The following is an 11,016-nucleotide window of genomic DNA, read 5'->3' as shown; positions in this document are numbered from 1 at the left end:
TGACTCTCTCTACTTTGTTTACGCTAAAACTTACCCTAAACTACTATGGCGCATTATGACGCCGTTGGGGAGTGGAGAGAGTCCATTCCATTAATTTTGAGTGATTAAACCAGTCGCTACCTGCGTTAAAAATGTCTGATTTACGACTGCATTGATTGAGCTGGTAGAGCGATGCAAAAGCAATTGCTAAGAGCAGCTAAAAGACAAAATTTTGTCTTGTTACCATCGAGATTTTCTTGCCTTTAAATAATGCGCTTAATTAAGCAAATAGGGTTAAACGCACTGCTAATGACCGCTAAAGCAGATAGGAATGATTCTTAGTTAATAAATATTCATTTGAATAGCTTTTTTTTCTACCACTATTCATGTTATTTATAGTGAATATAAAGTGCCTAACCGCAGCATGGATTTTCATCTATACTTAAAAGCTTTATAATTAACCGTCAGAATACTATAAGTACTGGGTAATGATTGTATTTAGTTTAATACTACCGAGTACTCTCACGTCACCAAGAGGGCAATATTGTGCTACAAGAATATCGTAAACACGTAGAAGAACGTGCCGCGTTAGGTATCGTACCAGCGCCACTAGATGCTCAGCAAACGGCTGATCTTATTGAACTAATTAAAAACCCACCTGCAGGTGAAGAAGAGTTTATCGTTGATCTTCTTGTTAATCGTGTACCACCAGGCGTAGACGATGCTGCATACATCAAAGCTGGCTTTTTAGCGGCAGTAGCAAAAGGTGAAACAAGCTCACCATTAGTATCAAAAGAAAAAGCGGCTGAGCTATTAGGAACCATGTTAGGTGGTTACAACATCGCACCTATGATTGAACTTTTAGACGACGAAGCGTTAGCGCCAATTATCGTTAAAGGTTTATCAAACACATTATTAATGTTCGATGCTTTCTACGACGTAGAAGAAAAAGCGAAGGCTGGTAACGAATTCGCGAAACAAGTTATCGAGTCTTGGGCAAATGCAGAATGGTTTGTAAATAAACCAGCCGTTGCTGAAAAAATCTCTGTTACTGTTTTCAAAGTAACGGGTGAGACAAACACTGATGATCTTTCACCTGCACCTGATGCATGGTCTCGTCCTGATATCCCACTGCATGCTTTAGCTATGCTTAAAAACGAGCGTGACGGTATCAACCCAGACAAGCCTGGTGAAGTTGGTCCAATTTCACAACTAGAAGAGCTTAAAACGAAAGGGTTACCGCTCGCGTATGTTGGTGATGTAGTTGGTACGGGTTCATCGCGTAAATCTGCAACTAACTCAGTGCTTTGGTTCATGGGTGATGATATCCCTCACGTACCTAACAAGCGTGTTGGTGGTGTATGTCTAGGCGGTAAAATCGCGCCTATTTTCTTCAACACGATGGAAGATTCTGGTGCATTACCAATCGAATTACCTGTTGATGAACTAAACATGGGTGACCAAATCGATATCTTCCCTTACGAAGGTGTGGTTAAGCGTCACGGCACTGATGAAGTTATCTCAACGTTCTCTTTAAAATCAGACGTAATTCTTGACGAAGTGCGTGCTGGTGGCCGTATTCCACTTATTATCGGTCGTGGTCTAACAGACAAAGCGCGTGCATCTCTAGGTCTAGAAGCAGAAGATATCTTCCGCAAACCTGCTCTTGTTACTGACTCTGGCAAAGGCTTTACGCTTGCACAGAAAATGGTTGGTAAAGCATGTAACATGCCTGGCGTACGTCCTGGTCAATACTGTGAGCCGAAAATGACTACCGTTGGTTCGCAAGATACAACAGGTCCTATGACACGTGACGAACTTAAAGATCTAGCATGTTTAGGTTTCTCGGCAGACTTAACAATGCAGTCTTTCTGTCATACATCAGCATATCCTAAGCCAATCGATGTAAACACTCATCATACGCTTCCTGATTTCATCATGAACCGTGGCGGTGTATCACTTCGTCCAGGCGACGGTGTAATCCACTCATGGTTAAACCGTATGTTATTACCAGACACCGTAGGTACGGGTGGTGACTCGCATACGCGTTTCCCTCTAGGTATTTCATTCCCAGCAGGTTCGGGTGCGGTAGCATTCGCAGCTGCAACAGGTGTAATGCCACTTGATATGCCTGAGTCAATCTTAGTACGTTTCAAAGGTGAAATGCAGCCAGGTATCACGTTACGTGACCTAGTACATGCTATCCCTTACTACGGTATTAAAGAAGGTCTTCTAACTGTTGAGAAGAAAGGTAAAATCAACGAATTCTCTGGTCGTGTACTAGAAATCGAAGGTGTTGAGCACTTAACAGTTGAGCAAGCATTTGAGCTTTCTGATGCGTCAGCTGAGCGTTCAGCGGCAGGTTGTACCGTTAAACTTTCTAAAGAATCTATCGCTGAATACCTTGAGTCAAACATTGTCATGCTTAAGTGGATGATCTCTGAAGGTTACGGTGATGTTCGTACTATCGAACGTCGTATTAATGCAATGCAAGAGTGGTTAGCGAACCCAGAGCTTATGGAAGCGGATGCCGATGCAGAGTACAAACACGTACTTGAAATCGACCTAGCTGAAATCAAAGAACCTATTCTTTGTGCGCCAAATGACCCAGATGACGCACGTTTACTATCTGACGTTACAGGCGAGAAAATCGACGAAGTATTCATCGGTTCTTGTATGACTAACATTGGTCACTTCCGTGCTGCGGGTAAACTTCTTGATGGCTTCAGCGGTCGTATTCCAACTCAGTTATGGGTTGCTCCTCCAACGAAGATGGATAAAGATCAGCTTACTGACGAAGGTTACTACGGTATCTTTGGTCGTGTAGGTGCGCGTATTGAAACTCCAGGGTGTTCATTATGTATGGGTAACCAAGCACGCGTTGCTGATAAGGCGACAGTTGTGTCTACGTCTACTCGTAACTTCCCTAACCGTCTTGGTACTGGCGCAAACGTATTCTTAGCATCAGCAGAGCTTGCAGCGGTTGCTGCAATTCTAGGTAAGCTGCCTACACCGGCTGAATATCAAGAGTACGCAGATAAGATCAACGCAACAGCAGCTGATACTTATCGCTACCTGAACTTCCACCGTATGCCTCAATACACTAAAAAGGCAGATCAAGTAATTGTTCAGCAAGCTGTGTAATAAGTAACTAATTGAGTTTTACTGTAAAAGGCCCGCATTATATATGCGGGCTTTTTTATTAACTTTTTGTTCAGTTTTATTTGAAATACTAATACGTTTGTCTACACTGATTAATGTAAAAAGTTAATTAGTGTAACTTAATGTTTAAAAGTGTAACCAAGGAAGGGCTGCATCTATTTCTTGGCGACGCAGACTCTGTATTTCAAGGAACTGAATAATGAAAGCACTTCTTTTTCTACTCCCATTTAGTGTTTCGGCTCTTGCTGTTAACCCCTCTTTTAGCGAAGTTCGACTCGGTTTTGAAATGATTAGCTATAGTGAGACTCTCAATGATGTAGCAGGGTTTGGCAAGTTGAGCCAGTCAATTGATGTGACCAATCCCGCAATACGACAAATTTCATACACAGGGATTGATGATGATTGGGGATTCTATATTGAAAGTGCTGCAACAATTTCTACTGAAATTGAAACTGAAACTTGGCATTTGGCAGAGTTTGGCGATATTCAAGAAAATGCATTTAAAACAAAAGCGAATGAGATCGGTTTCAAAGGTGCTTATAATTTTTCAAAAGCCATACAGTTTACTTTAGGCACTAAGTTTTTTACTTCTAGTTTTACACGCTCAAATTTTGCTTTTGTGCAACCAGGTGCAGCGGCATTTGATGAGGCACTGATTGCTATCTCAGATGATCCAGATAACCCCGCTCGTTTTACCTTACCGGGTATGAATAACGCGAACAATGTGGGCGACCAACAAGATTATAACTCCCAGCTACGCCCCGTGGTCTCTGTGTCAGAGGATCAAATGGGTATTTTGCTTACTTTAGGTGCCCGTTACGATAGTCGTTTAAAGGACAGTTTTAATAAGTACAGTTGGTATGCAGAAGCTGAATTGAGTACACCCATGTACTCTGAAATTCAAAATACTCAATTTGAAACAACTACATTAACCGACAGTTTTAATGGCTGGGGTGTGTTAGGACGAGTCGGGCTGCGTTATCAAATAATGTCACATATTGCGTTAATGGGCGGTATTGATGCGCAATACAAGTCTCGCGATATTGTGACCAAGAATCTTGAAAATGGTCAACGTCTGCGCGTGCCTGAAGTTGAATATAGTAATGTGTCATTTGCCGTTGGTTTACAGTGGAGCTATTAATGAACAAGTTAGTCATTGTTAGCTCGATATTCATTTGTGCTTTATCTGGATGTAAAACTATTGATTCTGTACAGCAAGATTTAGGTTCTCTAGCTAGTAGTATTACCGGCGAAGAAGCAACACCTGAGCAAATACGTGCAGCATTTGATAAAGCCCAAAGTGTCTTCCAAGAAGCCCTTAGTGCTTATAATCAAATAGATGCAGATAACCTAGCGCAATTTGATGAGGAGCGTGTAACTAAGGCTCGCAAAGTATGGGCGGTGCTAGAACCTGAATTCAATGAGCTGCGTTTAGCTCCTGAATATGCGCTAAAAAGCGCGTCACTATTTTCATCGGATACGGTTTCAGATGAAATCATGTCGCAAAGTCAGGAAGTCATTTCGTTGGTTGCTGAAGCGCAGCTTTCTAAGCAGAGGATCACTTCTGTTTTACAGCCAATAAGAGATGAGTTTGCAATTTTAGATCAATTGGATGCGGAAACCTCTTATGAGAAGCGTTACCGAGGGCTAGATAAGCAACATCAGCAATTAAAGGAAATGCTCATCAATGGGCAAGAGCAGCAAGTTGCTGAATATGTACCTAAGCTATTAGGACAACTCATTGACTTAGAAAAAGACGCCGTTGTGCAGTTTTATTTTTCTCAGTATATCGAAAAAATTTATGCACTCGCTAACTCAAAAAAAGTCGATATATTTCCGACTGTTTATCAGGACGTTCGCAATCAATTAGAACAAGGCGAAGCATACAGCAAAGCGAACTATCGTGAGTACGAGCAAATTAAACAACAAGCAGCATTATTGTCACTGCAAATAGATCGTATTGATAGCCTCTATGCTGAGTACTTAGCGCAAAAAGTAGCTATTGATAAAGACACCGTTGAAGCACACATGTTGAGTCTAGAAAGTGAAATTTATGCACTGACTATGGCAGCAGGCTTAGGTGACCTTAGAGGCCTGCCATTCCAAGAGCAGCTTCAGCAAGTAAGAAAAGCAATTAATTGAGTAAACCAAGAGCCACAGTTCGCTGTGGCTTTTTATCAACGTTAAGGGATTTAGCGTTTAAATAGCTAAGAGTTTCCCTGCTATAAGCGAATGTAATGGAGTATAGATATGTTAATTCAAAAGCGGCTGTTAGCCGCGGTTTTTGGTACCTTATTTTTAGTTGGATGCGGGGGAGGTGGAAGTAGTGACTCTGGAACTAAACCAGATCCTGTAGACCCAGTTAATCAAAGTCCAACAGTTTCTATTAGTGCTGACTCAGAGGGCACAGAGCAAACCTCATTTAAATTAAGCGCCGTAGCTGGTGATAGCGACGGTAGCATTGCTTCTTATAGTTGGACATCTGATGCTAGTTTTGATTTTGCACAAAGCGGTGGCTTAACAAGCGCAGAAGCTACTTTTCAAACACCTGATATAGATGCTGATACAACTGTTAACTTCACTGTCACTGTAACAGATAACGATGGGGCAACAGCTTCAGCAAAGCATAGCGTTATATTTAAACGAAATGTATCAACAGTGACAATTACCGGGATAGTAACGGATCAACCAATTGCTAATGCAGAGTTAGAGATTAATGTTGGAAGTGATGTCTTTTCGGTCAATGCAGACCCAACCGGGCGTTATACAATAGAGCTTGTTGTGGACGAATCTGCAAGTGAAAAGCTTGTGCTGGTTAAAGCAAAAGGTCTTGATAGCACCAATCCTGGGGTTGTTTTCGTTTCACAGTTAAGCTCAATTCAAGCGTTATTGGAACAGGCCGGTGAGGATAATACGCTTGATAGTGAAGACAACTTTGGCGTCAACATCACGAATGTGACGACCGCAGAGTATGCGCTTTTAACGCGTAATAATGAAGAACCTCAATCTGTCGAAGAGCTAAACGCAGCGTTACTAAATGTTGATGCTGATGAAAAAATCCTATTGGCAACTCTTATCAAAATCATCGTGGATAATGCTGACTATGTTCTCCCTGAAGGCGTAGAAAATACACTCGATCTTGTCAGTGACGTAGATACCGCCAAGAGTTTTGAAGATGAAGTAAATGAGAAAGATCCTGATCTCATTGAAGAGACGAAAGAAGAAATTAAAAAAGATGAAAACTTAGTTTCTGATAGCGATGAGCCTATTGTTGGTGATTTTATCGTTAACTCACCTCGTTATTATAACAATGATGCATATCACCTTGTCCTGGCAAGTGACGGTACGGGTGAACTTAATGCAAATACAAGCTCAACACTGACAATGAGTAAAGAATCAGGAGTGTATACTTTAGCATTGGCAAATAGTGTAGTGACTTACACTGATGAATATAACGATGGCAATGAATCTTATATTGCGCAAACAAAATTAACAGATATTAGTTTTCAAGTTTTAGCAGAAAACGAGGTTTTCAGAACGATTGAAGTAACTCAAACCACACAGCGAACATTGGACTACCAAAATGGTAGTGAACCCGTTGTGGAGCCTTCAAGTACTCGAACCTATACAACAAACCTGATTGATAAAACTAAAACAATAGCACTAAACATTGCCGAGTTAACAGAAAACACGTGGGTTTTAGACCTAAGAGACAATGATTACGATTCTGCGTCATCTGATGATGAACCTGAAACTTTACGCTTTTATGCCGATGGTACAGGAGATGTAACGGGTGAGAGTAGTGAGGTATTTAGTTGGGTACTCAATGATACTAAGTTATCTATTAGTTATGATGAAAATGGTGAAACTGGGCTAATTGAGTTTTGGTTCACGAAAGCCCTCTCTGCGGGCTACCAAGTTGTAGCATTAGACACTAGTTTTGATGAGCCAAGTAATACATTAACAGGCTTAATGGTTAAAAAAGCGAATGTAACAACAACCGATGAGGATATTATTGGTCGTTGGCATGGTTTTGTTGGTACTTCTCAATCTTATGATTTGAATATTTACCCTGATGGTAGTGTCGCTATTGGTTTAGATTATTCAGGTTTCCAAGGTCATATTGAAGATGGCAATTTCTCTAGAAAACGCTTTTATTCAGAAACATATGGTCTTGTATCAAGCTGTGATGGCTTTGCTGATGACTGTTACCTTGAAAGTGAAATGCAACATGAATTCATTAATATTGTTGGTAGCACCTATTACATAATTAGAACGCTAACTTATTACACTATGGGTGGTGAGGCATATGATGAAGTTAAATCGGTATTCATTTATGAATATAGTAAAGACTTTTCATACTCTGCCTTTACTGAAGAGCTATTAGATGGTTCTATTTCTCTTTACAAAGATGATAGTTCAACAGATGCTATTTACAGTCAATATAATGATTTAGGTGAAGTAAAGTATGTTGTCCGCTTTGATGGTGTTGAGCATATAGCAACATTCAATGATGGCGTATTAAGCTACCAAGTTGATGGTAATACGTGGTTTGTTGAACTGGTTTCTGCAGATGAAAATGCTGTTACTATTTGTCGATATCAGCAGGGAACCAGTTGTTCAACTGATACGCAAATTAGTTACTTACCTAAGCGCCCTAAAATAACGTTAACAGTAAACCCATCTCAGAATGGTAGCCTCTCACCTACCAGTCAAACTTCGTATTGGTACCAATATGCGTCTTTCGTAATTAGCCCTGATGAAGGGTATGTTGTTGATGAAATTACAGGATGCGAAGGATATATCGAAGGAGATTATTACCTTGTCTATACCACAGGTGCGGATTGCGATATTACCGCAACGTTTAAACCTGCATTATTAGCCGCTGGCGAATATATTATAAATAACAGTGATTTATATAATGCACCAGCTTATGAGCTTTTATTAAATGAAGATCAAAGTGGTTCTTTCACTTATGATAGAAAAGATGCCATTACTTGGTCTGAAGTTAATAATAGTATAGAGATAATACCAGTAAACAGTATTGTTATTGATGAATATATTGCTTTTCCATTTGTTGGTGAGCAGCAAGTTGAAACTCATTATCGTACAGAGATAAGTAGTGTTAGTCTAACGATTTATCCTGAAAAAGGGACTAACTGGTACTGGTCTATTATTACTTATGAATATTATGAAAATGACGTTTTGGTTCGCTCAGGTACCGAGCAGTCCAATGTATATTTGCACACTGAGACTAATTATATTACCACAACAGAATTGGAACTACTTGGAGAGTGGACAGTAGGAGATGCTACTTATGATAACACCATTTTAATCATGTCATTAAATGAAAACGGGGAAGGTAGTTTCACTGATGTAGCAACGAATGAACTAGAAAATTTTAGTTGGCAAATTACCGATGAACACTTAACGATAACTTCTATTGAAAATAATTCTATAGAGACTGTTTATTTCACCAAAGATATTAATGTGGGCTACCAATTTCTCGTATCAGGCTCTGATGATGATGGCAGTTATACTGACTCAGGTATCCTAGTACGCAGAAATGTGCAAGCAATCTCTGCTGCTAATTTTGCTGGTCGGCATGAGTTCAGGGAAGGCCATGATTTAGACTCGCACTGGGCTGATATTCAAGTGTATGACGATGGTCAGGTTTTCTTTACCTTTAACACCAGTTTATACCAAAAAGGGTTTGAAGATGGTCACTTAAAGCGCGATCTTTATTATGATACTGAAACTTGGCAACCTGTAGACTGGTGTGATATTTCACAGGCTAATTGCGAGTTATATGGTGAGTTTGAATATACATTAGTCGCGGTAGATGGTAATCGCTACTATGTTGAACGCTTAACAAATTTTTATGATGATAATCAACTGACTGATTCTTATGCTTATTTATATGTCCATGATTATTCAAGCTCAACTAAGGTTGATCAATTTGAAGATTACGATATGGGCTTTACCTTATATCAAAATGACGATAACGGTATTGCTCGCTGGTCAGTGAGTTATGGTGATTATGATGCTGAACTTGATAAGCAATATTATACTTTCCAACTAGATGATGCTGAGCCGATAAATATTGAGCTGCTTGACGGTAAACTGGAGTTAATACTTGATGGTCAAGATACGGTTATAGAGCTTATTGATAATAACCGTCGTGATATTACTTTTTGTAAATACTTAAAAGGTAATAGTTGTCTTGAGGAAGATAAAGTTAACTTATCGTTTGATGCGCCAGAGCACACGATTACAGTTAACAGTGATGGAAATGGCTCATTAGCTGTCGGAGATGAAAGTATTGTTCGTCATGGCTCAAACTGGTGGACATCAATTAATCCAAATTCGGGTTATGAATTAGATGCAATTTCTGGCTGCGAAGGTTTTATTAACGATGAAGGAAACTATGAAATTTCCTTTGTGAGCCAAAGTTGCCAAATTGATGTGACATTTAAAGAGTTAGTCCCACTATCTATAAAGGCAAATATCACCGACACTGTACTTGCAATGTGTGTAGATAATTCGGGCTACACTCGATTAGAAGAAACGACAGAGCTATTTTGTGCATGGCGTGGAAACGGAGAAGTAAAATCTCTGGAAGGATTAGAGTCTTTTAGTAACTTAGAAGCATTTCATATAAGTGAACTGAATCTAGGAAGTGGGGATATTGATTTATCACAGTACTCTAACCTAAGAATTATAGGTATTCATAATTCTGGAGTTACCTCACTATTGGTTTATGATCCTAGTGTTATTACAGAGCTTTATTTAACTTCAAATCAATTAAAAAGTATAGAGTTGTCTGAATATACTAATTTAATACGTTTAGATTTATCGCAGAATGAATTAACAAGCATAGACTTAAGTCAAGTCCCAAACCTTAATCATCTTGCTCTTAAAAATAATGAATTATTATCAATTGACCTAGATACAAATATACTACTAGAGGAGCTAATAATTAATAATAATCGTTTATTAGAGCTTGATCTTTCCCAGAATAATCAACTTGTAGTATTAAATGCAAGCAACCTAGCTATTAATGAATTGGATTTATCCAATCTGAATACCCTTGAGTCTTTATCTCTTGATTATACGGCTATTAGCAACTTAGACTTCTCTCTGTTGTCCTCGCTTACAAATATAAGTCTTAGAGGTGTTGAAGAGTCTTTAGTTCCTTGGGAGCAGATTTACCATGTGTCTAGACTTGGTATCGGCGGTCATGACTATACAAGCTTTGATTTCTCACCGTTTACTCATTTAATCTATCTGTCTGTGGGGGACTCTAGCATTAATGATTTTTCAACAATTGCTAACCCTCAACAATTACAAACATTAGATATTTGGGGGAATAATTCATTAACCCAGTTAGATATAAGTACAATGACATCTTTACAGCGCTTTTATTTACAAAGTACAGCTGTAACACAAATTGACTTTGCTAATAATGCTAATCTGGAGTTTGTTTCTGCATGGAGCAACCCGCTAGATACTGTGAGCGGGATAGAAGGTATTACAAATAACTACGCAAACTTATATTTTGAAAATAATCCATTATCAGTGGAAACACAGGCTTATTTAGATGATCTTCGTGATAATCAAGGTTATTACAATATTTTTTATAGTCTAAGCTACGAAGTAACTGTGAATATCACAGGAAATGGTAGCGTTAGTGAGACCAAAATGTTTTTACAGGATGGTGAAACTAGGGGCATCTACTTATACCCGGACACAGGTTATGAAGTAGCAAGCGCAACAGGGTGTGACGGTACTTGGCATTCTGCGGATTACTATGAAGTAGGGCCAATAACAGCCTCATGTGAGGTTGACGTTGAGTTTGTTGAATTAAACCCGTAA

4 protein-coding genes are annotated in these 11,016 nt (G+C 39.3%); all 4 read left to right on the top strand.

Annotated features, from left to right (window positions below; genetic code table 11):
* Window positions 1–525: 525 nt before the first annotated feature.
* The 4 genes from acnB (at window position 526) to BM378_RS19605 (ending at window position 11,016) form a co-directional block, all read left to right on the top strand.
* Complete coding sequence (gene acnB / locus BM378_RS19620; RefSeq protein WP_065978931.1) at window positions 526–3,123, top strand: bifunctional aconitate hydratase 2/2-methylisocitrate dehydratase; 2,598 nt, start codon at window positions 526–528, stop codon at window positions 3,121–3,123.
* 217 nt (window positions 3,124–3,340) lie between these two features.
* Entirely contained in the window at window positions 3,341–4,282 is a 942-nt protein-coding gene (locus tag BM378_RS19615; RefSeq protein WP_036974111.1) for a hypothetical protein, read from the top strand.
* Window positions 4,282–5,283: a hypothetical protein gene (locus tag BM378_RS19610; protein ID WP_036974107.1), complete on the top strand. Its 1,002-nt coding sequence runs from the start codon at window positions 4,282–4,284 to the stop codon at window positions 5,281–5,283. Before BM378_RS19615 ends, BM378_RS19610 begins: the two co-directional genes overlap by 1 nt.
* 108 nt (window positions 5,284–5,391) lie before the next feature.
* Window positions 5,392–11,016, top strand: a complete 5,625-nt coding sequence (locus BM378_RS19605; RefSeq protein ID WP_074989841.1) for a leucine-rich repeat domain-containing protein — start codon at window positions 5,392–5,394, stop codon at window positions 11,014–11,016.

This window comes from Pseudoalteromonas lipolytica (assembly GCF_900116435.1).
In the GTDB taxonomy this organism is placed as follows: domain Bacteria; phylum Pseudomonadota; class Gammaproteobacteria; order Enterobacterales; family Alteromonadaceae; genus Pseudoalteromonas; species Pseudoalteromonas lipolytica.
Note: the sequence above shows the minus strand (reverse complement) of the source record. Positions and strands in the feature narration are given on the sequence as shown.

Bases quoted from the DNA above. Each gene is read 5' to 3' on its own strand.
- BM378_RS19615 (WP_036974111.1), top strand. From the start codon at position 3,341: ATGAAAGCACTTCTTTTTCTACTCCCATTTAGTGTTTCGGCTCTTGCT.
- BM378_RS19610 (WP_036974107.1), top strand. From the start codon at position 4,282: ATGAACAAGTTAGTCATTGTTAGCTCGATATTCATTTGTGCTTTATCT.
- BM378_RS19605 (WP_074989841.1), top strand. From the start codon at position 5,392: ATGTTAATTCAAAAGCGGCTGTTAGCCGCGGTTTTTGGTACCTTATTT.